The sequence below is a fragment of the Streptomyces sp. NPDC059828 genome, assembly GCF_042731955.1.
Taxonomy (GTDB): Bacteria; Actinomycetota; Actinomycetes; order Streptomycetales; family Streptomycetaceae; genus Streptomyces.
Window position 1 is genome coordinate 8,281 of sequence record NZ_JBHWIW010000019.1, and the last position, 24,920, is coordinate 33,200.

Sequence of the window (24,920 nt, forward strand, 5' to 3'; positions counted from 1 at the left end):
TTTTTTTTTTAAAACCCCACCGCGCCCTACACCAAGCCGTGGGGGGGGGGCCCCCCCCGGCCCCCCCCCCCCTCACTCGTCAGCCGATGTCGTCTTCGGCGTCGAGGCCGAGGTCCGGCAGCAGACCGGGCAGCAGCGGCGGGATGGTGACATCCGGCATGGGTGGCGTCGGATTGGCACCAGAGGGGAAGGACGGGGTCATGCCGTCCTGTGGCGGGTCGAGCAGATCGCCCGTGCCGCCGTCGAGCAGCCCGCCGTCGTCCTGCGAGGAGCTCGGACCCGAGGGAAGGGGCTGCTTGTCGTCCTGCCCCTGACCCATGGTGGGCGAGGAGGGCGAGGACTGGCCCGTGCCGGACGAACCCGTAGAGCCCCCTGAGTGCTCTGGACTCGCTCCGCTGCGCTGCGGCCCCGTGGTCTCCTGCTCGGGAGAGCGTGGCAGCAGCGACTGGAGTGGTCCGACCTCTTGGTCTATGGCGTCGAAGACCGAGTTCACCTCGTCGCCGACGTCATAGAGCTGGACCGGGAGGCGCTCGCGCAGTCCGTTCCACGCCTCACGGTGGGAGCGGGAGAACGAGGACAGGGTCGCAATCGGGCCGAGTGCGCCATCCCGCTCGTATGCCTGGTGGAGCAGGCGGTGGCCTTCCGTGGCGTCGTGACGCATCCCGGTCAGGGCACGCCTGACCTCGCCCAACGACTCGTGGTCCAGGTCTCCGGCCCGACCGCGCTCCATCAGCCGACGGGCCTCGCTGAGCCGGGTGGATGCCTGGTCGAGGTAGATGCTGCCGCGATCGGCGTCCTCGTCGGCCATCCCCAGCTTGAAGTCCTCCATGCCCCGCTTCAGCCCGTAGAGCGAGTCTCCGGGGAGGGCGTCGGAGCTGGCCGCGGCCACCCCGCTGAAGGCGCCTGCGGCGACTCCGACGGTGAGACCGCCCGCCGCCAGGCCCTTGGACCAGCGCGAGCGTGGCTTCAGCTTCCGGAGCGGGGATGCCCGGTGGGCGCCGCGGCCGGAGCTTCGCTGACCCGGGAAGGCAGGGCTTCCGGGCACACCTCCTTCACGGGCCGTGCCCTCCAGGAGCATGGCCTCCATGGCGGCGACGAGCTGGGCTCGCTGCACCACCTTGACCTCGGGATCCAACTCCGGCTTCGGCAGTTCGCCGAGGCCGTTCGCCAGGGCCAACAGCCTTGTCGCCTCGGCCGGTTCGGCCGGATCATCGGGCTGTTCGGCCGCCGTGCCCAGGAGTGTCTGATCCTCCAGGGTCTGGGCGAAGGCGTTCGCCCGCCGGTGTGCCGAAACGTTCGCGATCACTGGCGGCACCTCCTCTCGTCATGACGGTCGACTCCCCGGGGGGTCTGGAAGGTTGCACACCTTGAGCGCATCCACACGAAAGAGTGAGTGGCCGCGGGCGTGACGTGACCGCAGGGAGTCTGCATTCCGCACAACGAGCGGTTCGGCAGTTGGGTTACGCGCGAAGGATGATCGGACCAGTGCGTCATCAGCCGCTCACGGGTGGTGAGTTGAAGGGACGGGATGGCGTGGGGGGCTGGTGCATGTGCGCCGTGCATGGGGGGAGGTGCGGGGCGGGGCGAGCCGGTGCGATCTCCACGAACTCCACGAGCGGGAGGTCAGCGGGCATCTTCGGGGAGCAGCCGGGCCAGGGTGCGGACGGCCCGGTACTGGAGCGTCTTGATCGCACCTTCGTTCTTGCCCATCACCCGCGCGGTCTCGGCCACCGAGAGGCCCTGGAGGAAGCGCAGAGTGACGCACTCCTGCTGCTGCGGGTTGAGCTTGCGCACGGCCTCGAGCAGTGCGGCGTTCGAGAGTGACTCGAGCACCGAGTCCTCGGGGCTGCGCTCCACTTCGTTGGCGTCGAGCATCTCTCCGGTGGTCACTTCCAGTCGGAAGCGGCTCGACTTGAAGTGATCGGCGACCAGATTGCGAGCGATGGTGACCAGCCAGGCGCCGAAGTCCCGGCCCTGCCAGGTGAAGGTGGAGATGCGGCGCAGGGCGCGCAGGAACGTCTCGCTGGTGAGGTCCTCCGCGGTCGCCTTACCGCCGACGCGGTAGTAGATGTAGCGGTAGACCGTGTCGCTGTACTGGTCGTAGAGCCGGCCGAAGGCTTCCGCCTCGCCCGCCTGGGCGCGCTCGACGAGATCCATCATGCGGGCGCTGTCGCTGTCCGCACTCGGGCGGCGGGCGGTGGCCGAGGCGCCGCGACCGCTCCTTCTGGCGAGCTCCCGTCCGTCGCCAGACCCGTCGACGACACCGCTGCGCGTCAGACCCTTCTCGATGCCGCCTGTGAGGGCGTGGCAGGGGCCGGCAGGGCCGAGGGCGGCCGAGCTCGGCGTGGCGAAGGCGGGGACGGCGTACGCGGTGGGGACGAAGCCGCGCAGGTGGTCGGCGACCGTTGCGCGCAGCGTAGCCAGGCCCGAGGCGTCAACCCCGACGTGTGGGTACACGGGACTCCCAGAGGCAGAGCTTCCATCACGTGCAGTACGGGACCGTTCACTCGTCATGACGACGTGTGAGGTCCTTAATGCGTCTGAGGAGAATAACGCTTCGTACAGGTGGCATTACACCCAGTTGCTCAAATCATCGATTCCGTCGCTTCTGTTACCGCAAAGCGACGGATGAAGTAGCAGATTGTGATCGGTTGCTGATCGAAATGCTTCGGGGTCTGCTTCCATGCGTCACGGGTTGTGTTCATGTGCCCGCAACGCGACTGGCCACGGGCGGGGGTGGGGCGTGTGGCGGAAAGTGGCGCGCCGAGGCACCGGGCGGCGGTCGCGTTCGGCGTGGTGTCCGTGCGAACCGCCGTGTCCCGGGGATGCGGGCGAACTCGCAGGAAATTCGCGCACATGTGCGCACAGGTAAGCGGGTGCGGACGCAAGCGGGCAGCAGATGGCTCAGGCCTGCGTGGATCCGTTCGGAACTGTTCGGGTACGAGCGCGGATGGGCGCGGGTATGTGGCGGTCGGGCGCCTCAGCGGCGTCGGCGGTGCAGTGCGACGGCCGCCGCCGTGCCGCCCGCCAGCGCACCCACGCCGGCCGCCGCCGGAATGCCGACCTTCGCCGCCTTGCGGCCCGTGCGGTAGTCACGCAGCCGCCAGTCGCGCTCGCGCGCGTACTTGCGCAGTTTGGTGTCGGGGTTGATCGCGTACGGATGGCCGACCAGCGAGAGCATCGGGATGTCGTTGTGCGAGTCGCTGTACGCCGCGCAGCGGGCCAGGTCCAGGCCCTCGGCCGCGGCCAGCGCGCGTACCGCCTCGGCCTTCGCGGGGCCGTGCAGCGGCTCGCCGACCAGCTTGCCGGTGTAGACGCCCGCGACGGACTCGGCGACCGTGCCGAGCGCGCCGGTCAGCCCGAGTCGCCGGGCGATGATCGTCGCGGTCTCGACGGGCGCCGCGGTGACCAGCCACACCTTCTGGCCGGCGTCGAGGTGCGCCTGGGCGAGTGCACGGGTGCCGGGCCAGATGCGGTCGGCCATGTACTCGTCGTAGATCTCCTCGCCGATCGACATCAGCTCCGAGACCCGGTGTCCCTTGACGATCGACAGCGCGGACTCGCGCACGTCCTGCATGTGCTCCGGGTCCTCGACCCCGGCGATCCGGAACCATGCCTGCTGCCAGGCGAACCTGGCCAGCTCGCGGCGCTGGAAGAACTTCCGCTTGTAGAGGCCCCTGCCGAAGTGGAAGATCGCGGCGCCCTGCATGACGGTGTTGTCCAGATCGAAGAACGCCGCGGCGAGGGCGTCTCCGGCGACCGGGAAGTCCGGCTCCCGCTGATTGGTCTCGGCGTCCGTGGCGAGCTGCTGCGAGGTCTTGCGGGCAGCCTCGGCGGCGGCCTCGCCTGCGAGGACGCTTCGCGCGGTGGCGGAGCGCCTACGGGGGGTGAGCCATCCCAGTGCGGCCATGGCGTGAGCATAGCCAGTCGGTCCGGTACTTCCCGACTCGCGGGGATGCCATGGCGTGAACTCTCGGTAGCCGGATTGTTAAGCGCGATCACCGTGACGATCCGGGGCACGCGGCGGGGAGCGTGACCGGAACCACGGCCGCGAGCGCGACCGGGAGTAGAGGGCCGGGGCGGAGAATGGGGGGCATGAGTCCTCTGCTGCGGCGCACCAAGCACACGAAGAAGAAGCCCGGCGAAAGGGTCGTGACCCTGATCGGCAAGCCCGGGTGCCACCTCTGTGATGACGCCCGGGCCGTGGTCGAGCAGGTCTGTGCGGAGACCGGCGCCGCGTGGGAGGAGAAGGACATCACGCGTGACGAGGAGCTGCACCGGGCGTACTGGGAGCAGATCCCGGTGGTGCTGGTGGACGGCGAGCAGCACACGTTCTGGCGCGTGGACCCGGACCGGCTCCGCCGTGAGCTGGGGGGATGACCCGAAAGGCGGTTACCATCGTGGGCGTTTTGCCGGTGTCTCGGGGGCGTGGGCGTAAGGAGTGTGGAGCGCAGTGCCCCCTTCGGGTTTTCCACGACCGGGCTCGCCGAGTGGTTCCGGAATCCCGCGATCAGCCCGCGTGACCCCGGTCACTTTGGTCGGACAAAGCGGACACCATCTTTGTGCACGCGTTCACAAAGACATAGCCTGCATTCGACGGGGCGGTCCTGGGACATACGGCCGCCTACAGCCTCGCTCATCCCGCAGGAGCACCGTGGCAACTGGCCGAACTCACCGACCGGCGACTCGTAGCCGAGGAATTCCCGAGGCCACCGTCGCCCGGCTTCCGCTGTACCTGCGCGCACTGACCGCGCTGTCGGAGCGCTCCGTGCCCACGGTCTCCTCGGAGGAGCTCGCGGCCGCGGCCGGGGTGAACTCCGCGAAGCTGCGGAAGGACTTCTCGTACCTGGGCTCGTACGGGACCCGCGGTGTCGGCTATGACGTGGAGTACCTCGTCTACCAGATCTCCCGTGAGCTCGGCCTCACGCAGGACTGGCCGGTCGTGATCGTCGGTATCGGTAACCTCGGCGCCGCCCTCGCCAACTACGGCGGCTTCGCCTCCCGTGGCTTCCGGGTGGCCGCGCTGATCGACGCGGACCCGGCGATGGCCGGGAAGCCGGTCGCCGGGATCCCCGTCCAGCACTCGGACGAGCTGGAGAAGATCATCTCGGACAACGGCGTCTCCATCGGGGTCATCGCGACCCCCGCCGGTGCCGCCCAGCCGGTGTGCGACCGGCTGGTCGCCGCGGGCGTCACGTCCATCCTCAACTTCGCGCCCACGGTGCTCTCGGTGCCGGACGGAGTCGACGTACGCAAGGTCGACCTCTCGATCGAGCTCCAGATCCTCGCCTTCCACGAGCAGCGCAAGGCCGGTGAGGAGACGGACGGCGAGACTCCCGCCGCCGTACCGCAGACGGCCGCTCGCGAGACGACAGCGACGGCGACAACGGCTGCCGCGGATGCCCCTGAGGCCGAGGCCGAGGCAGCGGACACCGAAACCGCCGCGCCGGCCACCGCCTCCGGCACCGGCTCAGGCCGGAAAGGGCCCGACGGGGATGTCCCCGCCGTGATGCAGGCATGAGCCTCCTGGTCGTCGGACTCAGTCACCGCAGCGCTCCGGTCAGCGTGCTGGAGCGCGCCTCGCTGGCCGCGGACACACAGGCCAAGCTGCTTCAGGACACCCTCGCCGCGGAGCCCGCGGCCGAGGCGTCCGTGCTCGCCACGTGCAACCGCATCGAGCTCTACGCGGACGTCGACAAGTTCCACGCCGGCGTCGCCGAGCTGTCCACCCTGCTCGCCCGGCACAGCGGCGTCGGCCTGGAAGAGCTGACCCCTTATCTGTACGTGCACTACGAGGACCGGGCCGTCCACCACCTCTTCTCGGTGGCCTGCGGGCTCGACTCGATGGTGATCGGCGAGGGACAGATCCTCGGCCAGATCAAGGACGCCCTCGCACTGGGCCAGGAGCTGCACACCGCGGGCCGCCTGCTGAACGACCTGTTCCAGCAGTCGCTGCGGGTCGGCAAGCGCGCCCACAGCGAGACCGGGATCGACCAGGCAGGCCAGTCGCTCGTCACCTTCGGGCTCGAACAGCTCGCCCAGGGCGCCCCGGTCGACACCTGGGCCAGGGGCAAGCGCGCCCTGGTCATCGGTGCCGGTTCGATGTCCTCGCTGGCCGCCGCCACACTCGCGCGGGTCGGTGTCTCCGAGGTGGTCGTGTGCAACCGCACGCCTGAGCGCGCCGAGCGGCTGGTGCAGATCCTGACCGAGCCGGGCGGCACCGGCGTACGCGCCCGTGCCGTCGGCATGGAAGCGGCCGGTGACGAGCTGACACGTGCCGATGTCGTCGTCTCCTGCACCGGGGCCACCGGTCTGGTGCTGGGTGTGGGCGCGGTCGAGACCGCGCTGAAGAGCCGCGAGGCAGACGGTGCCGAGGCACCCCTCGCACTGCTCGACCTCGCCATGCCCCGTGACATCGACGCTGCTGTGCACCGCCTCGACGGCGTCCGGCTCGTGGACATCGAGTCGCTCGCCGAGGCATCGGCGGACGCCCCGATGGCCGCCGATGTCGACCAGGTGCGCACGATCGTCTCCGACGAGGTCGCCGCGTTCGGCGCGGCCCAGCGTGCGGCCCACATCACCCCGACCGTCGTCGCGCTGCGCGCCATGGCGGCCGATGTGGTCGCGGGCGAGGTCGCCCGGCTCGAGGGCAGGCTGCCGGACCTGGACGAGCGGCAGCGCGCCGAGGTCGCCCAGACCGTGCGCCGCGTCGTCGACAAGCTGCTGCACGCACCCACCGTGCGGATCAAGGAGCTCGCCGCCGAGCCCGGCGGCGCCGGGTACGCGGACGCACTGCGCACACTCTTCGACCTCGACCCGGAGACGGTCGCCGCCGTCAGCCGGGCCGACCTGAACGACGCCAACGTCAAGAACCGAGGGCGAGTATGACCGAGAAGGCCGAGAGGGCCGGCAAGGCTCTGAGGCTGGGGACCAGGCGAAGCAAGCTCGCCATGGCCCAGTCCGGGCATGTGGCGGAGGCGGTGACCCGGCTGACCGGACGCCCGGTGGAGCTCGTGGAGATCACCACGTTCGGCGACACGTCCCGTGAGCACCTCGCACAGATCGGCGGCACCGGTGTGTTCGTCACCGCGCTGCGTGACGCGTTGCTCGCGGGCGAGGTGGACTTCGCGGTGCACTCGCTGAAGGATCTGCCGACCGCGCAGCCCGAGGAGCTGACGCTGGCCGCGATCCCGCTCCGCGAGGACCCGCGTGATGTGCTGGTCGCACGCGACGGGCTGACGTTCGACCGGCTGCCGAACGGCGCACGGGTCGGCACCGGCTCGCCGCGGCGGATGGCCCAGCTCAACGCCCATGCGCGGGCGCTCGGGCTGGAGATCGAGACCGTGCCGATCCGGGGGAACGTCGACACCCGTATCGGATACGTACGCAACGGGGAACTCGACGCCGTGGTGCTTGCCGCGGCCGGGCTGAACCGTATCGGCAGGATCGACGAGGTGACCGACTTCCTGTCGGTCGACGCGGTGTTGCCCGCCCCCGGCCAGGGGGCTCTGGCGGTCGAGTGCCTTTCGGGGAACTCCGATCTGATCGCCGCGCTCGCCGGACTCGACGACCCGCACACCCGGGTCGCCGTGACCGCCGAGCGTTCCCTGCTCGCCGCCCTGGAGGCCGGCTGCAGCGCACCCGTGGGGGCGCTCGCCGACCTGCCGGCCGACGCAGCGGATGTTCATGAACTGCGCCTGCGCGGTGTCGTCGGTACCACCGACGGCTCGACGCTGGTGCAGTTGTCCACCACCGGTCCCGTACCTACGTCGCATGATGCGGCAGTTGCCCTCGGCCGCGAACTCGCGGACGAGATGCTTGCCAAGGGTGCGGCCGGTCTTATGGGGGAGCGAGCACTTTGAGCCCCACCACCACTGCCACATCCGCCTCGTCGGCGTTCTTCGCACGGGGGCATGTCACCTTCCTCGGCGCCGGTCCCGGTGACCCGGGGCTGCTGACGCTGCGCGCCGTCGAGGCGCTGGCGGGCGCGGACGTGCTGATCGCCGAGCCCGATGTCCTCGAGGTCGTTCGCGGCCATGCGCGGGCAGGCGTGAGCACGCCGGAGCTGACGATTGTTGACGAAGCGTCAACAGCCGTCGACGTCCCTGTGTTGAGGGATGCGGCCAATCTTGTCATGGAGGCCGCACGGGGCGGCAAGCGGGTCGTGCGTGCGGTGGGCGGTGACCCCGGGCTGGACGGAAACGCCGGCGCGGAGATGCTCGCCTGCGCCGCCGAGGGCATCCCGTTCGAGGTCGTGCCCGGTGTCGCCACCGCCGTGGGCGTGCCCGCCTACGCGGGTGTGCCGCTGCGCGACGGGCAGGGCGCCGATGTGCGCTTCATCGACGCGCGCACGGCCGACGAGCGCTGCTGGACCGAGGTCGGCGCGTCGGACGGGACCGTGGTCGTGTCCACCTCGCTGGACGCGGTGGCCGCCGCCGCCGGTGAGCTGGTCGCCGCCGGGCGCAAGCCCGACACCCCGCTGACGGTGACCGTGGCCGGTACGACCACGCGCCAGCGGACGTGGACCGCGACGCTCGGGACCATCGCCCAGGTGTTCAAGCAGGGCAAGGTGCTCCCGTCGCCCGAGGGGCACCGGCCGGTCATAGCCGTGGTCGGCGAGCGCAGTGCCCCGGCTCAGCGTGAGCAGCTCTCGTGGTTCGAGTCCAAGCCGCTGTTCGGCTGGCGAGTCCTCGTGCCGCGCACCAAAGAGCAGGCGGCCTCGCTCTCCGACCAGCTGCGTTCGTACGGCGCCGTGCCGCACGAGGTGCCGACGATCGCCGTCGAGCCGCCGCGTACGCCCCAGCAGATGGAGCGCGCCGTCAAGGGCCTGGTGACCGGGCGCTACGAGTGGATCGCCTTCACCAGTGTCAACGCCGTCAAGGCGGTGCGCGAGAAGTTCGAGGAGTACGGGCTCGACGCCCGCGCCTTCGCCGGGATCAAGGTGGCCGCGGTTGGCGAGCAGACCGCCCGCTCCCTGGTCGAATTCGGTGTCAAGCCCGACCTGGTGCCCAGCGGTGAGCAGTCGGCCGCCGGACTGCTCGAGGACTGGCCGCCGTACGACCCGGTCTTCGACCCGATCGACCGGGTGTTCCTGCCGCGGGCGGACATCGCCACGGAGACGCTGGTCGCCGGTCTGATCGAGCTCGGCTGGGAGGTCGACGACGTCACGGCCTACCGCACCGTGCGTGCGTCTCCGCCGCCGGCGGAGACCCGCGAGGCGATCAAGGGCGGCGGTTTCGACGCCGTGCTCTTCACGTCCTCCTCGACGGTGCGCAACCTGGTGGGCATCGCCGGGAAGCCGCACAACGTGACCGTGATCGCGTGTATCGGCCCGGCGACCGCGAAGACCGCGGAGGAGCACGGGCTGCGGGTGGACGTGCTGTCGCCGGAACCTTCGGTGCACAAGCTCGCAGAGGCGCTGGCTCAGTTCGGCGCGCGGCGACGGGAGGCCGCCCTGGAGGCCGGTGACCCGGTGACCCGGCCGAGCGAGCGGCGGCCGGGTGCGCGGCGGCGCCGTACGACGTGAGTGCGCCGTACGACGTGAGTTGAGTGACCTGAGGGGTCACGGGGAGCGGTCCCCGTGACCCCTTTCGGCGTTCGTGCGGTGCGCGGAGGCGCGGGCGCCGCACCGGCGCCCTGTCGGTAAGTGCGCCTCTCGGACGGCGTAGCGTGGGGCGTATGACTGCGTACGGATCCTTCCCCGGCTCGCGGCCGCGACGGCTGCGTACCACCCCCGCGATGCGCCGTATGGTCGCCGAGACCCGGCTGCATCCCGCGGACCTGATCCTTCCCGCGTTCGTACGGGAGGGCGTGAACGCACCGGTGCCGATCGCCGCGATGCCCGGGGTGGTCCAGCACTCGCTGGACACCCTGCGCAAGGCCGCCGTGGAGGCACGGGAGTCCGGTGTCTCCGGGATCATGCTCTTCGGTGTGCCGGAGGATGCCAAGAAGGACGCCGCGGGGACCGCGGGCACCGATCCGGACGGGATCCTCCAGGTCGCCATCCGTGCCGTGAAGGACGAGGTCGGCGACGATCTGGTGATCATGTCGGATCTGTGCCTGGACGAGTACACCGACCACGGCCACTGCGGTGTGCTCGACACCGAGGGGCGGGTGGACAACGACGCCACGCTGGAGCGCTACGCCGAGATGGCGCAGGTGCAGGCCGACGCGGGCGTCCATGTCGTGGGGCCCAGCGGGATGATGGACGGCCAGATCGGTGTCGTCCGCGACGCGCTGGACACCATCGGCAAGGAGGACGTGTCGATCCTCGCCTATACCGCCAAGTACTCCTCGGCGTTCTACGGCCCGTTCCGCGAGGCGGTCGCGTCGTCCCTGAAGGGCGACCGCAAGACGTACCAGCAGGACCCGGCGAATCTGCGTGAGTCCCTGCGCGAGCTGGCGCTCGACCTGGAGGAGGGCGCAGACATGGTGATGGTCAAGCCCGCGGGACCGTATCTGGATGTGCTGGCGCGCGTGGCGGACACGGTGGACGTGCCGGTGGCCGCGTACCAGATCTCCGGTGAGTACGCGATGGTCGAGGCCGCGGCCGAGAAGGGCTGGATCGACCGGGACAGGGCGATCCTGGAAACCCTGACGGGGATCAGGCGGGCGGGTGCGCAGATGATCCTGACGTACTGGGCGACGGAGGTCGCGCAGAAGCTCGACCGCGCCTGAGAGCGCGCAGGTCGAGCGGAGGCCGGACGCAGGCGGGAGTTCCGCGGCACGGCCTGGTGCAGGCAGAAGGGCGGCGGTGGGCTGGGGGATGCCCACCGCCGCCGCCGGTTCCGGGTGATGCCGTCAGGTCGTCCCCACGCTCGGACGACACCCCCTCGGAACCGGGCTCAGAAGGTCAGCGCGTCCTGCATGTCGCTCTGCCAGTAGGAGACGGACGCGGTGGAGTCCGTGTAGGTGCCCGCGGGGAGGTTCAGGGTGACGGGGTTGCCGGCCGAGCCGCCGCCGTCGCGCTGGGCGAAGTGCACCGACAGCTTCTTCGCGTCGCCGCCGCCCTCGCCGTCCCCGGCCGCGCTGCTCAGGAGGATCGAGGCGTAGGCGGACTCGCCGGGGGCGAGGGTGACCACGGCCTGCGGCTTGCTGTCCTCGTTGATCTGCGTGGCGGCCTGCGCGTCGTCGAAGCCGAGCAGGGGGGCGTTGTAGGCGGAGCAGTCCTTGGTGCCCGTGTTGGTGATCGTGAGCAGCATGTGGTTGACCGGGCGGGCCACCTTGCTCACCACGACCCGGGTGTTGGCGGTGGTGCAGGCGGAGGAGTCGGCGCCGCCGTTGCCGCCACCGGCGTTCTGGCTGCTGCCGCCTCCGCCGGTGGTCTTGCCGGCGGCCGAGCTGCCGCTGTTGCCGGCCGAGGCGGTCGAGCCGCCCGTACCTGCGGTGCCCGCGGTGCCCGCGGACGCCTTGGCGCCCCCGGAGCCGGCCGTGCTGGACGAGCCGGCGTTCGCCGCGCTGCCCGCGGGGACGGCCGCGCCGACCGCGTCGTCGTTCTGGCAGGCGGTCAGGGACAGGCCCGCGACAAGGGCGGCGGTGGCGATGGCGGTGCGGGTACGGAAGGTGGTCATCGTGGATCGGCTCCCCGTTGGTCTGGTGGTTTCAGCGGTGTTTCAGCGGTGGTTGACCAGCGTGATCACGACTGCGGTGCAGAGGATCAACACGCAGGTCGCGACAACATCGGTGATGCTGACTCGGATTCGCATGAGGTGCTCCCGGTTCGGCTGGTGCTGGACACACCATGCTGAGCGGTTGGCGGATGGGACAACGGACCAAGGACAATGGGGGACGTTGAAATGCCGAAACGGGCGATGACCAGGTGAAATACCCATCCCCTGGAACGCGTTCCCGGGATGGTGAGCGACCAGGAAAGTCGGGGTGGGACAGTGTCCAGCGGTTTCGCAGAGCAGCTGAGCGGGTTGAAGGAGCGCTCGGGGCGCAGTTACGGGGCTCTCGCGAGACAGCTGCACATGAGCACGTCCACGTTGCACCGCTACTGCAACGGCGATGCCGTGCCGACGGATTACGCACCCGTGGAGCGGCTGGCCCGGCTCTGCCGAGCGACCCCCGACGAGCTGGTCGAACTGCACCGGCAGTGGATCCTGGCCGACGCGGCGCGAGGGCGGGGCAAGGCAGTCGCCGCCGGGTCCGCCGGATCCGCAGCGTCGACTGAGCCGATGGAGCCCGCCGGATCCGCAGAGCCCGTTGAGTCCGCTGGGTGCGCTGGGTCCGCAGAGCCCGCTGCAACCGCCACGTCCGACCAGGCCCCCGCGCCCCACGAGGCCGTGGACGCGAGCGAGTTCGCTGCGCTGCCCGCCGGCAGGGCACGAGCCGCGGACGGGACAGCCGGCGCGGCCGACGCCGAGGACACGGGCAAGGCAGCCGGAACTGCTCATTCGGGGCTGGTGGTTGTCGGGCGTACGGCCGTCACACGGAAACGTGCCAGGCGTATTGCCATCGCCACGGCCGCCGCCTGTGCCTTGGCCGTCTCCGGCGCCGTCGCGGCCGGCCAGTTGCAGGACGAGGGCGGCAAGGAGCAGGACAGCGCCGCGAAGCGGCAGCCCGCCGGGGCCGTGGCGGAATCCCCCGCCGGAAAGCCGTCCGCGTCCCGGTCGGCCTCCGCCGCACCGAGCGGCAGTGCGTCGCCGGGGGCGAAGAAGCGGGGCTCCTCCCCGTCCGGCCGCCAAGGCGCGGACGCGGGCACGGGTAGCGGGCCGACGTCCGGCAAGGAGAGTGGCGGCTACGCACCGAGCGTCGGCATCAGCTCGTACAACTGGGCCGCCCCGTGCGACGAGATCTACGTCCTGGACGAGGATCCGAAGTATGTCGCTCCGCCGCCCGCTCCCCAGGAATTCCAGACCTGGGCGCGCTCCCAGAAGGCCGCACCCGCCGGCCACCTGCGGCTCCAGCTGAGCGTCACCGGCAACTCGGACAAGTCGGTCGTGATCGACTCCCTGAACGTGCGTGTCGTCGGGCGGAAGACACCACCCGTGGACTCGAAGGTCTACTCCATGGCGTTCGGCTGCGGCAGCGGTATCACCCCGCAGACCTTCGACATCGACCTGGACGACCGCGGGCCGGTGGCAGCGCCCGTGGCCGGGCAGGACGGCGACAAGGTCGTGCCCGCCAAGGCCTTCCCCTACAAGGTCTCCACCAGCGACCCCCAGGTCCTGAACCTCGATGTGCACACCGAGGAAAACGATGTCGAGTGGTATCTGGAGCTCGGCTGGAACAGAGGCGCCCAGAAGGAGAAGCTGATCATCAAGGACGAGGGCGGCAGGCCCTTCCGTACCAACGCCATCTCAGGGCGCAAGGTGTACGAGTACTGGCCCGACAAGCAGGAGTGGATCGCCCAGTGACGTGGTGATCATCGGCCGGGCGGCGCACCCTGAGAACTGGTGGTGAGTAAACCGCTGGAGGTGATCTCTCATGGAGACGCTCACCGGATGGCATGTCGACATGGAATTCCGCGAGGACGGCGACAAGACCAAGGCCGCCGCGATGCTCCGTCTCTCCGATGGCACGGAGGTAAGGGGCCATGGCAGCGCCAGCCGTCACCCGGCCGACCCGGGACAGCTCAGGGTCGGTGAGGAGATCGCGGGTGGCCGGGCGCTGAAGGACATAGCGAGCCAGCTGCTCGGCAAGGCGCACGACGAGATAGAGGAGGCCACAGGCCGTCCGGCACACCCTCTGAGGTGACCGGACGGGCCCTCGACAAGGCGGCGGCCCCGGCGATCGAGCTCGCCGGGGCCGCCTGTGCCTGTCCCTGCCCGATGTGTCAGAGGCGCTCGGGGGTCCGGATGCCCAGCAGGCCCATTCCCTGGTGGAGCGTGCGTGCGGTCAGGTCGATCAGGAACAGACGGTTCTCGAAGACCTCCACCGTGTTGTCCGCGCTGATCACCTGGCACTGGTCGTAGAACGTCGTCAGGTGCGTGGCGAGCTGGAACAGATACGCAGCCAGCTTGTGCGGCTCGTACGACGAGGCCACCTCGGCCAGCACCTCGCCGAACTGGTCCAGGTGCAGCCCGAGCGCACGCTCAGCCGGGGCGAGCTCCAGCTCCGGGTGGGCGGCGGGCTTGGCGTCACCCGCCTTGCGCAGGATCGACCGGATACGGGCGTACGCGTACTGGAGGTACACGGACGTGTCGCCGTTGAGCGACACCATCTGGTCCAGGTCGAACTTGTAGTCCCGCACCGCCGAGGTCGACAGGTCGGCGTACTTCACCGCGCCGATGCCGACCTGCGCGCCGTTCTCCACGATCTCCTGCTCGGCGAGACCGACCTTCCCGGCCTTCTCGCGCACCACGGACGTGGCCCGCTCGATCGCCTCGTCCAGCAGGTCGACCAGCCGCACCGTCTCACCCTCACGGGTCTTGAACGGCTTGCCGTCCTTGCCGAGGACCGTGCCGAAGGCCAGCTGGACGGCCTTGACCTCGTCGTTCAGCCAGCCGGCCCGGCGGGCGGTCTCAAAGACCATCTTGAAGTGCAGCGACTGCCGGGCGTCCACCACGTACAGCAGGGTGTCCGCGCCGAGCTTCCGCACCCGGTCACGGATCGCGGACAGGTCCGTGGCCGCGTAGCCGTAGCCGCCGTTGGACTTCTGGACGATCAGCGGGACCGGATTGCCGTCCGGGCCCTTCACATCGTCGAAGAACACGCACAGCGCGCCCTCGGAGCGCACGGCGACCCCCGACTCCTCGAGGATCCGGCAGGTCTCGTCGAGCATGTCGTTGTAACCCGACTCGCCCACGACGTCGGGATCGCGGATCTCCATGTCGAGCTTGTTGAAGACCGAGTAGAAATAGATCTTCGACTCGTCCACGAACTTCTGCCACAGGGCGAGCGTCTGCTCGTCGCCGGACTGAAGCTCGACCACCCGGCGCCGTGCACGCTCCTTGAACTCCTCGTCGGAGTCGAACAGGGCCCGCGACGCCTTGTAGAGGCGGTTCAGATTGGACATGGCCTCTGCGCCGGAGACGGCGGCCCCGTCCTTGTGGTCCAGCTCGTGCGGGTGCTCGATCAGATACTGGATGAGCATGCCGAACTGGGTGCCCCAGTCACCGATGTGATGGCGCCGGATCACCTTCTCGCCCGTGAACTCCAGGATCTGCACCATGGCGTCGCCGATCACCGCCGAACGCAGATGGCCTACGTGCATCTCCTTGGCCACGTTGGGCTGGGCGTAGTCGATCACCGTGGTGCCGGCGCCGGGCGCGAACGGCACACCGAGGCGGTCGTCCGCGGCCCGTGCGGCGAGGGTCTTCACGATCGCCCCGTCGGAGATCGTGATGTTCAGGAAGCCGGGTCCGGAGACCTCGATGTCCTTCAGCATGTCGCCGGCCGGGATCGCGTCGACGACCTTGGCCGCCAGCTCGCGCGGATTGCCCTTCAGCTTCTTGGCGAGCGCCAGGATGCCGTTGGCCTGGAAATCGGCCCGGTCGCTTCGTCGCAGCAGGGGGTCGACGGAGCCGGCTTCCGGCAGGGCTGCCGAAAGGGCGTCCGCGAGGCGCTGCTGCACGGTCGAAGCGAGGGAAGGGACCGAGGCCATGAGCTTCCGTTCCTGTCGGTTGTCGATGGGGGCGCCGGCGGTATCGGGCCGGTGACTAAATGGGTAGTCAAGTGTCCCACGGGGGAGCAACCTGTTTCTCCCGCCCTCACGATGCCTGTGGACAACCGACGGGCGGAGATCAGGCGCGGTGATCAGGGCCTGTGGACAACCAAGGGGTCCACTGTTTCGTCTGGGAGAATGGCTGGCGCCGGCCCCTCGACGGAATCCGGCTCAAGATCAAGAACAGATCAAGTACAGACCCGCACCAGCCCCACCAAGCATTCGCCCGAGCATTCAAGGACGTGCCGATCGTGGCTCAGAGCAGCACCGAGACCGACTGGGTCTCCCGTTTCGCGGACGATGTCATCGCCGAGTCGGAACGGCGTGCGCCCGGGAAACCGGTCGTCGTTGCCTCTGGCCTGTCCCCCTCGGGCCCCGTCCACCTGGGCAATCTGCGTGAGGTCATGACCCCGCACCTGGTCGCGGACGAAGTCCGTCGGCGTGGGTACGAGGTCCGCCATCTCATCTCCTGGGACGACTACGACCGCTTCCGCAAGGTCCCGGCCGGTGTCCCGGGCGTCGACGATTCCTGGGCCGAGCACATCGGCAAGCCGCTGACCTCGGTGCCCGCCCCCAAGGGCTCGCCGTACGCGAACTGGGCCGAGCATTTCAAGGCCGCATTGGTCGAGTCGCTCGCCGAGCTGGGCGTGGAGTACGTCCCGATCAGCCAGACCGAGCAGTACACCTCCGGTGCCTACCGTGAACAGATCCTGCACGCGATGAAGCAGCGCGGCGTGATCGACGGGATCCTCGACCAGTACCGCACCAAGGGCAAGGCCCCCGGGAAGAAGCAGCAGCAGAAGCCGGTGGACGAGGCCGAGCTGGAGGCCGCCGAGGGCTCCGGAGCGGCCAGCGAGGACGACGGCAGCGGCGGCTCCGGCGGCTACTTCCCGTACAAGCCGTACTGCGGCAACTGCGAGAAGGACCTGACCGCGGTCACCTCGTACATCGACGCGTCGACCGAGCTGACGTACTCCTGCACGGCCTGCGGCTTCTCCGAGACGGTCCGGCTGAGCGAGTTCAACCGCGGCAAGCTGGTCTGGAAGGTCGACTGGCCGATGCGCTGGGCCTACGAAGGGGTGATCTTCGAGCCCAGCGGTGTCGACCACTCCTCGCCCGGGTCGTCCTTCGTCGTGGGTGGCCAGATCGTCCGTGAGATCTTCGACGGAGTCCAGCCGATCGGCCCCATGTACGCCTTCGTGGGCATCTCCGGGATGGCGAAGATGTCGTCGTCCCGCGGTGGGGTGCCGACGCCCGCCGACGCGCTGAAGATCATGGAGGCGCCGCTGCTGCGCTGGCTGTACGCGCGCCGCAGGCCCAACCAGTCCTTCAAGATCGCCTTCGACCAGGAGATCCAGCGTCTCTACGACGAGTGGGACAAGCTGGAGAGCAAGGTCGCGGACGGCTCGGTGCTTCCTGCCGACGCCGCGGCGCATTCCCGCGCGGTCCGAACCGCCGCAGGCGAGCTGCCGCGCACCCCGCGCCCGCTGCCGTACCGCACGCTCGCCTCGGTCGTCGACGTCACGGCCGGCCATGACGAGCAGACCCTGCGGATCCTCAGCGAACTCGACCCGGCGAACCCGCTGAGCTCCCTGGACACCGTCCGGCCCCGCCTCGACCGCGCCGAGAACTGGATCACCACCCAGGTCCCGGCCGACGCCCGCACCATCGTCCGCTCCGAGCCCGACACCGAGCTGCTGGGCTCGCTGGACGACGAGGGACGGGAGTCACTGCGGCTGCTGCTGGAGGGCCTGGACACGCACTGGTCTCTCGACGGCCTCACCACGCTGGTCTACGGCGTCCCGAAGGTCATGGCAGGCCTGGAGCCGGACGCCAAGCCCACCCCGGAGCTGAAGGTCGCACAGCGCTCCTTCTTCGCCCTGCTCTACCGCCTGCTCGTCAGCCGCGAGACCGGCCCCCGGCTGCCGACGCTGCTGCTCGCCGTGGGCGCCGACGGGGTGCGCAAGCTGCTCGGAGCCTGACGCCCGGCGCACGACGCGGAAGGGCCCTCACCAGCGCCGGAACGTGGCGCGGGTGAGGGCCCTTCGCTGTCGCTGCCCTGATCGGTGACCGACCAGCCCACCAGCGGGCTCGGTCGGGGGTCTACGCGATGTGGTCTTCCATCAGCTCGTTGTTGAGACGGGCGGTGAACCGCTCGTGGTACTGGTTCAGCTCGCGGGCCGGGAGGCGCAGCCCGTACGCGGCCTCGACGTTCGACCCGAAGGCGCCGGGCGTCGGCATGCCCTCACCCTCTATCGACTGCCGGAAGACCTGGTACAGGTTCTCCTCCGAAGGCAGCGCCTCCTGCACGCCCTCACCCAGGGGCCGCATCCCGCCTGCCCCGTTCGGCACCTGGAACCGCGGCTCCTGCTCCCCGACCAGAGCCTGCACCGGCTCGGGTACGGGCTCGGGCTCCGCAGCGCGCTGCTGGGGAACGGGGATCTGCTGCGGCTGCTTCTCGTACCAGGCTTCGTACTCCGGGCCCGGGACGTAGGTGGGCGCTTCGTAGGTCGGGTCGTAGCCGCCCTGGTACTCCACGTTCTGCGGAGTGGCGAACCACTGGCTCTGCCCCTGCTCGGCGGGCGACATCGTCTGCTGCTGCTGCTGCTGGGCCTGGGCCTGCGCCTGCAACGGGCCCTGGGCCTGCGCCTGCGGAGCCCGGGTGGGCTCCAGCTCCGCCGCGGGAGCCGGGCTCGGCGGCAGCAGCACGGGCTCGATCCCGGCCGCCGCCAGCCCGGACGGAGCCGTCTCGGCCAGCGGCACACCGTAGCGGGCGAGCCGCAGCGGCATCAGTGCCTCGACCGGGGCCTTGCGCCGCCAGGCGCGCCCGAACCGGGCCTGGAGTCGCGCCTGGTAGATCAGCCGCTCCTGCTCCAGCTTGATGACCTGTTCGTACGAGCGCAGCTCCCACAGCTTCATCCGCCGCCACAGCCGGAACGTGGGCACCGGCGAGAGCAGCCAGCGGGTGAGCCGCACGCCCTCCATGTGCTTGTCTGCCGTGATGTCCGCGATCCGGCCGACCGCGTGCCGGGCGGCCTCCACCGAGACCACGAACAGCACCGGGATGACGGCATGCATACCGACGCCCAGCGGGTCGGGCCATGCAGCGGCGCCGTTGAAGGCGATCGTGGCGGCCGTCAGCAGCCACGCCGTCTGGCGCAGCAGCGGGAAGGGGATGCGGATCCAGGTCAGCAGCAGGTCGAGCGCGAGCAGCACGCAGATGCCCGCGTCGATGCCGATCGGGAAGACCAGGGAGAAGTCGCCGAACCCTTTTTTCTCGGCGAGCTCGCGTACCGCGGCGTACGACCCCGCGAAGCCGATCCCGGCGATGATCACCGCACCGGCCACGACGACGCCGATCAGTATCCGGTGCGTGCGTGTCAGCTGCATCGCGGCCACCCGCGATCCCCTCCCGTATCCAGCCCGATTTCCAGTTCCGGACCGCAGTCCGTGCCGACGCCTGACCCCGGGCTGAGCCTGATTCCGGCCGAGCCTGGGCCGGCCAGGCCGACCGGGCCCCGGTGCGCCGCAGACGCGCGCCAAGCCTGGCACACGTTTGCGGAACCCGGGCCTCCGGGGAGGTGATCCGGGTCACAGCGACCGGGGCGCGATTACGGCGTCATACGCGGTGTGGCTACTTGTTGGCCGTGGCGATCGCGGTGGTGGCCTCCTTGGCCGCCGTCACCGCGTCCTTCATGAGTGCGGTGGCGTCGGGGGTCTTGGCCCCGGCGTAACCGGCCCCGTTGTACCCGACCGTGACCACGACGTTTCCGGTGCGGGCCACGATGGTCGCGTACTTGAAGGTCTCGTCCGTCTTCTTCAGGTCGAAGGCGATCGCGGTCGCTTCGTCGCCGACCCCCGAGGCGGGCGACTTCCTGACCTTCTTGGCGCCCTCTGTGGCCGCGGTCTTGGTGACCTCCTTCTGGAAGGCCTCCCGGGCGCGCTGCTCACCGCTGCCGAGGCTCGCGTCGGATTCGTAGCGGAGGAAGGAGACGTCGAGCCAGCGGTAGTTCGAGCCCTTGACCCCCTTGTCCTCCAGGCCGTTCCACGAGCAGCCGCCGCGGACGCCGGTGTCGCTGGAGTTGCCCGCCGTGCCGGCCTTGTTCTTGACCTTGGGCACCAGCTCCTGGACCGTCTTGGCGCTGAGCGCCTTGCAGGGCTCGGGCAGCTTGGCGTACTTCGCCGGTGCGACGGGCGCGGTGGACTTCTGGGAGGCGGAGGACTCCTGCGGCGAGCTACCGGTGGAATTACCCGGCTTGCCGGCCTTGTCCTGGGTGTCCGAGTCTGACGAGCAGCCGGCGACGACGAGCATCACCGGGACGGCGGCGCAGGCGAGTATGCGGGTGAGTCGCGGGGCTGATCGGTGCATGGTTCCTTCAGTCGTGAGTCGTACGGTCCGCCGGTGCGGGCCGGCGGGTCGGCCGCTCCGGAGCCTTCGTTCTTCGGTCCTTACGGTCTTCGGTCGGCCACGGTACGCCGAACACGTTACGTGGGCGGGGCTGTCCGGGAGGATCGGCACCTGGTGCCGACCGCCTCGTGCCGCACCCCGCACGGGGGGTGTACCGGCGGGTCAGTCGTTGAAGCGCTCGGCCAGATTCTGGGCCAGGGCCTGCGCCTTTTCCTGGAGTTCCCTGCTGTCCGGCACCTCGGTGATGAGGCCGGGCTGCTCGGCGTATTCGACGGTGACGATCACATTGGATGTGCGGAACACCACGTTCACCGTGCGGCGCTGGGCGGTGGAACCGGATCGTGCGAGGGCGTCGTCGATGAACGCCGCGTCGCCGAGCCCGTCGAGCTGGCGGGGCTCGAGTCCGTCAGGCGTGACCGCGGTGGAGGGGCTGCTCCGGGTGCCGGAGGCCGAGGTCGAGGGCGAGCCGGGCGTGCCCGTGGAGCTCGCGCCGGCGCCGGGGGTGCCCGGGGTCGTGCTGCCCGCGGGGCTCGGAGAGCCGCTCGGGGTCCCGGACTGCTGGGCCTTCTCGTCGTGCGGGTCGGCGGCGGGCGCCGGGAGCTGCGCGGCCTCCTGCTTGCGGGCGTAGACCGCCTGCGCCTGGTCGTCGTCGCTGACGGCCGGGTCGTACGACACGACGCGCTCGACATCGATCCGCAGCCGGTGCGAGGCGTTCGCTCCGTCGGCCTTCCAGCTGCATCCGGCACGGCGGTCCGTGTCGTAGGTGACGGCGGCCGTGCCCTGGAAGACCTTCTCTTGCTGGTCCTCCGGCAGCTCGGCGGCGCCGGGGAGCATGTCCTTGAGGGTGGCCGGGGGGACCGCACCGCAGGGCTCGTACAGCGTGCGGTACTTGCCGGGGGGTGCGGCGGAGCCGGCGGAGCCGCCCGGCTTGGTGTCGTCGCCCGAGCCGCCGTCGCCGGAACCCGAGGAACAGCCGGCGACGAGCACGGCGAGCAGCGCCGCCATGGCGGGTACGTACGCCTTTGCCGCCTTGCGCTGCACGGTGCCGCTCCTCTTCTGCCTCTTCTTGCCGCAGGGCCTGTCGTGTCTGTCGCAGGGCCCGCCGTGGGAAAACTGTTTGCCGCCCACTGCGGGCCGGTGGACACAATGTGTATCGCACGCGCAGCCGTGAACGCCGGTCGTCCATCCCCTTTGCCGACCTTGGCGACGGATTTGCGTTTTCAGGCTTTTCGGGGGAATTGAGTAGTTATGTCGTATGTAGAGGTACCCGGAGCGAAGGTCCCGATCCGGATGTGGACGGACCCGGCCACGGTCGAGGACGTCGCGATGCAGCAGCTTCGCAATGTCGCCACGCTGCCCTGGATCAAGGGCCTCGCGGTCATGCCCGACGTCCACTACGGCAAGGGGGCCACGGTCGGCTCGGTGATCGCGATGCACGGCGCCGTCTGCCCCGCGGCGGTCGGTGTCGACATCGGCTGCGGTATGTCGGCGGTGAAGACCTCGCTGACCGCGAACGACCTGCCCGGCGACCTGTCCCGGCTGCGCTCCAAGATCGAGCAGGCCATCCCGGTCGGCCGCGGAATGCACGACGAGCCCGTGGACCCGGGCCGGGTGTACGGGTTCCCCACGAGCGGTTTCGGCGACTTCTGGTCCCGCTTCGACTACGTGGCCGACGCCGTGAAGTTCCGCCGGGAGCGGGCGACCAAGCAGATGGGCACGCTCGGCGCGGGAAACCACTTCGTGGAGTTCTGTGTCGACGAGAGCGGGTCCGTGTGGCTGATGCTGCACTCCGGCTCGCGCAACATCGGCAAGGAGCTGGCCGAGTACCACATCGGCGAGGCCCAGAAGCTCCCGCACAACCAGGGTCTGATCGACCGCGACCTCGCGGTGTTCGTCGCGGACACCCCGCAGATGGCGGCCTACCGCAACGACCTCTTCTGGGCGCAGGAGTACGCGCGCTACAACCGCGCGGTCATGATGGGCCTGTTCCAGGAGGTCGTCCGCAGGGAGTTCCGGAAGGCACGGGTGACCTTCGAGCCGGTCATCTCCTGCCACCACAACTACGTGGCGGAGGAGCGGTACGAGGGCATGGACCTGCTGGTGACCCGTAAGGGCGCGATCCGGGCCGGGTCCGGGGACTTCGGGATCATCCCGGGCTCCATGGGCACGGGCTCGTACATCGTGAAGGGCCTCGGGAACGAGCAGTCCTTCAACTCCGCCTCCCACGGCGCCGGTCGCAGGATGAGCCGCAACGCGGCGAAGCGGCGCTTCTCGACCCGGGACCTGGAGGAGCAGACGCAGGGTGTGGAGTGCCGTAAGGACTCGGGTGTGGTCGATGAGATCCCGGGGGCGTACAAGCCCATCGAGAAGGTCATCGACCAGCAGCGGGACCTGGTGGAGGTCGTGGCCAAGCTGAAGCAGCTCATCTGTGTGAAGGGCTGAGGGCCCAGGAGGTTCGGTGCGGCCTCAGCCGCCCGCCGTCCCACCACCGCCCGTGGCCACGCCGCCGTTCGGCCTGGACTCGGAGAACGGGGGCGTGTCCTGGCGGCATCTCGTCCCGGCCGGCGGGAGGGTGCCGTCGACGAGGTAGCGGCTCACGTGCGCGTTGACGCAGCCGCTGGGGTTGAGCAGGGCGGTGTGGCCGTAACCGTCGAGGGTGAGCAGGCGGGCGTCGGCCAGTGCCGTGGCCATCGCCTGCGCGCCCCAGTAGGTGGTCGCGGGGTCGTAGGCGGTGCCGACGACCAGGACCGGGTGGGCGGTCCGCTTGTTCCACGGCCCGCGGTATCCGTCGGCGGCTACCGCCGGCCAGCTGGCACACGGCTCCGCAGCCCAGGTCCAGAAGCGTCCCGCGTCGCCCGTGCGCAGGGCGCTGGCCTCCTCCAGTGCGTGGTAGACCCCCGGGTCACGTGGGTTGGGGCTGTCGGAGCAGAGCACCGCAGCCGCCTGTTCGTCACCCAGATACGGAGCCGGATCGCGGACCGGTGGCGCGGGTGGGGGCTCGGCGGGCTGCGGGGCGCGCCCGAGCCACAGCTCCTGGAGCCGTCCGGCGAGGTCCGCCCACCCGGGGTGGACGACATAGAGACTGCTGACCACGTCACCGGCCGTGCGGCCGTAGTTCCAGGTGCCGACGGGGCGCTCCCGCAGTCGTCGCATCAGCCGGTCGAACTTGTCGCGCGTCGCCTGGGGCTCGCCCGCGGAGAAGGCGCAGTGCGCGGTGGTGGTGGATCCGCACAGGGCGAGGAACCGGTCCAGGACCGCTGCCGCGCTGCGGTCCGAGCCCATGCGCAGGAAGGTCGTGAGCCGGGGGGAGTCGCTCGCGTCGTCCGTCCAGGCCCGCGGGTCCACGTTGCTGTCGAGGACCATCGCGCGGACCCTTCCCGGGTAGAGGTTGGCGTAGGTCGCGCCCAGGTACGTGCCGTAGGAGATCCCGAGGTAGCTGAGCCGCGGCTCACCCACCGCCTGGCGGAGCCGGTCGAGGTCGTGGGCCGTGTCGGCGGTCGACACATGGCGCAGCAGTTCGGGGTCGCGCTGGCGGCAGCGGCGGGACAGATCCTCGTATGCGGCGATCCAGGCCTTGCGCTGCTGTTCGCCCACCGGGAATCCCGCCGGTTTGTCCGCCACCCACGCCTTGGCGTCCGCGGGACGCGCGAAGCAGTTGACGGCGGTGCTGCTGCCGATCCCGCGGGGGTCCCAGCTGACGATGTCGAACCGCTCCCGCACCTCGCGCGGGAAGGTGTCGTACATCTGTGGCATCTGCACGGTGCCGGGGCCGCCCGGGCCGCCGGGGTTGAAGAACAGGGCGCCGATACGCCGCCCCCCGGGACCGGTCGCCTTCCGTCTCACGACTGCCAGCTCGATGGTGCGCCCGCTGGGGTCGCCGTAGTCCAGCGGCAGTTCCACGGTGGCGCAGTCGTACGGGCTGTCCTGGGCACAGGGCTGCCAGTCCAGCTTCGGAGCGGACGGCGGGGGCGTCGGCGTACCGCCGCCTCCTGTGGTCATCGAGCAGGTGAGGAGTGCGGCGGTGAGGGCGGCTATCGGCCCGGATATGTGCATACCTCGTCTACCTCGTCCCCTCGCTGCTGGTCGTGGCTGCCCGTCAACGACACCGTGGTCCGGCGAGGGGCGCGAGCCGGGTACGGCCGAATGGCCGCGCGGACAGCGCTCCCGGCTGGACCGGCGGAAGGGCGCGTTCGACCTCGGGCGGTTCGAGCTGCCGGTCGCGGTCGGGGCGCTGGTGTGGACGCTCGTGGCGCTGCTCGTGCTGGTGGCGCCGCGAGAGGCGCTGGTCTCCGTGGTGATCGTGGTCGGCCTGCTGCTCGGGGGCGGGCTGTTCTTCCTGATCCTGATCGCTTTCAACCGGGAGGCGCTGGAGACGGAGCCGGGGGATGTGAGCGCCTCCAAGCACTGACGGGTGGAGCCTGGCCGCCCGTGCTGGGACCTGTATTTCGGCCAGATCTGTGATGCGTGGGGGCAGGGGAGTTTCAGCGCCCGCATGTCGGCGAGCCGAAGGAGAACAGCGAAGAGGCCGCGAACGACAGTGAACGATCGCGACCGCCTCGCGGACGACAGCGACGTGGAGGAGGCATTTCCCGTGGAGCGCGAGAACTGGCGACATGACGCCGCATGTCTCGATGAGGACCCCGACCTGTTCTTCCCGATCGGCAACAGCGGCCCGGCGCTGCTCCAGGCCGAGGAGGCCAAGACCGTCTGCCGCGGCTGCCCGGTGCGGGAGGAGTGTCTGGCGTGGGCCATGGAGTACGGCCAGGACTCCGGGGTGTGGGGTGGCCTCACCGAGGACGAGCGCCGTGCCCTCAAGCGCCGTATGGCCAGGCAGAAGTCGAGGGCGGGCGCGGCGCGCAGCGGGCATTGAGCAGGCCCGGCTGCGCTGCGGGCCCTCCGGGTCCC

Annotated in this window: 21 protein-coding genes; 12 read left to right on the top strand and 9 right to left on the bottom strand. The window is 70.2% G+C overall.

Annotated features, from left to right (window positions below; translation table 11 throughout):
* Positions 1-79: 79 nt before the first annotated feature.
* The 3 genes from ACFV6V_RS14025 to ACFV6V_RS14035 form a co-directional block, all read right to left on the bottom strand.
* Complete coding sequence (locus ACFV6V_RS14025) at positions 80-1,306, bottom strand: DUF5667 domain-containing protein (protein ID WP_385563769.1); 1,227 nt, start codon at positions 1,304-1,306, stop codon at positions 80-82.
* Positions 1,307-1,623: 317 nt separating this feature from the next.
* Complete coding sequence (locus ACFV6V_RS14030; protein ID WP_361283659.1) at positions 1,624-2,457, bottom strand: ECF subfamily RNA polymerase sigma factor, BldN family; 834 nt, start codon at positions 2,455-2,457, stop codon at positions 1,624-1,626.
* Between the two features lie 523 nt (positions 2,458-2,980).
* Positions 2,981-3,910 carry an HAD family hydrolase gene (locus ACFV6V_RS14035; RefSeq protein ID WP_385563773.1) on the bottom strand — a complete coding sequence of 310 codons (930 nt, stop codon included), beginning with the start codon at positions 3,908-3,910 and terminating at the stop codon, positions 2,981-2,983.
* Positions 3,911-4,095: 185 nt separating this feature from the next.
* Here ACFV6V_RS14035 and ACFV6V_RS14040 point away from each other — a divergent pair, with 185 nt between their 5' ends.
* From ACFV6V_RS14040 to hemB, 6 genes are all read left to right on the top strand, one after another.
* Positions 4,096-4,380, top strand: a complete 285-nt coding sequence (locus ACFV6V_RS14040) for a glutaredoxin family protein (RefSeq protein WP_385563776.1) — start codon at positions 4,096-4,098, stop codon at positions 4,378-4,380.
* Between the two features lie 274 nt (positions 4,381-4,654).
* Complete coding sequence (locus ACFV6V_RS14045; RefSeq protein WP_385563779.1) at positions 4,655-5,521, top strand: redox-sensing transcriptional repressor Rex; 867 nt, start codon at positions 4,655-4,657, stop codon at positions 5,519-5,521.
* Positions 5,518-6,888 (top strand): glutamyl-tRNA reductase, encoded by a 1,371-nt coding sequence (locus ACFV6V_RS14050; RefSeq protein ID WP_385563782.1) that lies wholly within the window; start codon positions 5,518-5,520, stop codon positions 6,886-6,888. The genes ACFV6V_RS14045 and ACFV6V_RS14050 overlap by 4 nt, the downstream gene beginning before the upstream one ends.
* On the top strand, positions 6,885-7,862 hold the full coding sequence (gene hemC, locus ACFV6V_RS14055; RefSeq protein WP_385563785.1) for a hydroxymethylbilane synthase: 978 nt from the start codon (positions 6,885-6,887) through the stop codon (positions 7,860-7,862). Before ACFV6V_RS14050 ends, hemC begins: the two co-directional genes overlap by 4 nt.
* Positions 7,859-9,526, top strand: a complete 1,668-nt coding sequence (locus ACFV6V_RS14060; protein WP_385563788.1) for a uroporphyrinogen-III synthase — start codon at positions 7,859-7,861, stop codon at positions 9,524-9,526. Before hemC ends, ACFV6V_RS14060 begins: the two co-directional genes overlap by 4 nt.
* A 152-nt stretch (positions 9,527-9,678) precedes the next feature.
* Positions 9,679-10,677: a porphobilinogen synthase gene (hemB, locus tag ACFV6V_RS14065; protein WP_385563790.1), complete on the top strand. Its 999-nt coding sequence runs from the start codon at positions 9,679-9,681 to the stop codon at positions 10,675-10,677.
* Between the two features lie 167 nt (positions 10,678-10,844).
* On the opposite strand, the gene ACFV6V_RS14070 is transcribed toward hemB, so the two are convergent.
* Entirely contained in the window at positions 10,845-11,570 is a 726-nt protein-coding gene (locus ACFV6V_RS14070) for a DUF4232 domain-containing protein (protein ID WP_385563792.1), read from the bottom strand.
* A gap of 282 nt (positions 11,571-11,852) precedes the next feature.
* On the opposite strand from ACFV6V_RS14070, the gene ACFV6V_RS14075 reads away from it, so the two are divergent.
* Positions 11,853-13,358, top strand: a complete 1,506-nt coding sequence (locus tag ACFV6V_RS14075) for a helix-turn-helix domain-containing protein (protein WP_385563794.1) — start codon at positions 11,853-11,855, stop codon at positions 13,356-13,358.
* A gap of 70 nt (positions 13,359-13,428) precedes the next feature.
* Positions 13,429-13,698: a DUF1876 domain-containing protein gene (locus ACFV6V_RS14080; RefSeq protein ID WP_385563797.1), complete on the top strand. Its 270-nt coding sequence runs from the start codon at positions 13,429-13,431 to the stop codon at positions 13,696-13,698.
* Between the two features lie 79 nt (positions 13,699-13,777).
* On the opposite strand, the gene argS is transcribed toward ACFV6V_RS14080, so the two are convergent.
* Positions 13,778-15,547: an arginine--tRNA ligase gene (argS, locus tag ACFV6V_RS14085; protein WP_385563800.1), complete on the bottom strand. Its 1,770-nt coding sequence runs from the start codon at positions 15,545-15,547 to the stop codon at positions 13,778-13,780.
* Between the two features lie 302 nt (positions 15,548-15,849).
* Between argS and lysS the strand changes: the two genes are divergently transcribed.
* Complete coding sequence (gene lysS / locus ACFV6V_RS14090) at positions 15,850-17,589, top strand: lysine--tRNA ligase (RefSeq protein WP_385563802.1); 1,740 nt, start codon at positions 15,850-15,852, stop codon at positions 17,587-17,589.
* A 121-nt stretch (positions 17,590-17,710) separates the two neighbouring features.
* Here lysS and ACFV6V_RS14095 read toward each other — a convergent pair whose 3' ends face one another.
* The 3 genes from ACFV6V_RS14095 to ACFV6V_RS14105 all read right to left on the bottom strand — a co-directional run bounded on the left by ACFV6V_RS14095 (position 17,711) and on the right by ACFV6V_RS14105 (position 21,020).
* Complete coding sequence (locus ACFV6V_RS14095; protein ID WP_385563805.1) at positions 17,711-18,997, bottom strand: DUF2637 domain-containing protein; 1,287 nt, start codon at positions 18,995-18,997, stop codon at positions 17,711-17,713.
* Positions 18,998-19,241: 244 nt separating this feature from the next.
* The gene (locus ACFV6V_RS14100; protein ID WP_385563808.1) at positions 19,242-19,976 is read right to left on the bottom strand and encodes a DUF3558 domain-containing protein; all 735 of its coding nucleotides are present in this window, start codon (positions 19,974-19,976) and stop codon (positions 19,242-19,244) included.
* Between the two features lie 201 nt (positions 19,977-20,177).
* Positions 20,178-21,020 carry a DUF3558 domain-containing protein gene (locus ACFV6V_RS14105; protein WP_385564006.1) on the bottom strand — a complete coding sequence of 281 codons (843 nt, stop codon included), beginning with the start codon at positions 21,018-21,020 and terminating at the stop codon, positions 20,178-20,180.
* A 243-nt stretch (positions 21,021-21,263) separates the two neighbouring features.
* Between ACFV6V_RS14105 and ACFV6V_RS14110 the strand changes: the two genes are divergently transcribed.
* Entirely contained in the window at positions 21,264-22,457 is a 1,194-nt protein-coding gene (locus ACFV6V_RS14110) for an RtcB family protein (RefSeq protein ID WP_385563810.1), read from the top strand.
* A gap of 24 nt (positions 22,458-22,481) precedes the next feature.
* On the opposite strand, the gene ACFV6V_RS14115 is transcribed toward ACFV6V_RS14110, so the two are convergent.
* Complete coding sequence (locus tag ACFV6V_RS14115; RefSeq protein ID WP_385563813.1) at positions 22,482-24,068, bottom strand: alpha/beta hydrolase; 1,587 nt, start codon at positions 24,066-24,068, stop codon at positions 22,482-22,484.
* Here ACFV6V_RS14115 and ACFV6V_RS14120 point away from each other — a divergent pair.
* Both ACFV6V_RS14120 and ACFV6V_RS14125 read left to right on the top strand, forming a co-directional pair.
* A complete protein-coding gene (locus ACFV6V_RS14120) occupies positions 24,061-24,423 on the top strand; it encodes a hypothetical protein (protein ID WP_385563816.1) in 363 nt (120 codons plus the stop codon). The genes ACFV6V_RS14115 and ACFV6V_RS14120 overlap by 8 nt on opposite strands.
* 183 nt (positions 24,424-24,606) lie before the next feature.
* Positions 24,607-24,885, top strand: coding sequence for a WhiB family transcriptional regulator (locus tag ACFV6V_RS14125; RefSeq protein WP_385564009.1), 279 nt, complete (start codon positions 24,607-24,609; stop codon positions 24,883-24,885).
* The last annotated feature ends 35 nt before the right edge of the window (positions 24,886-24,920 follow it).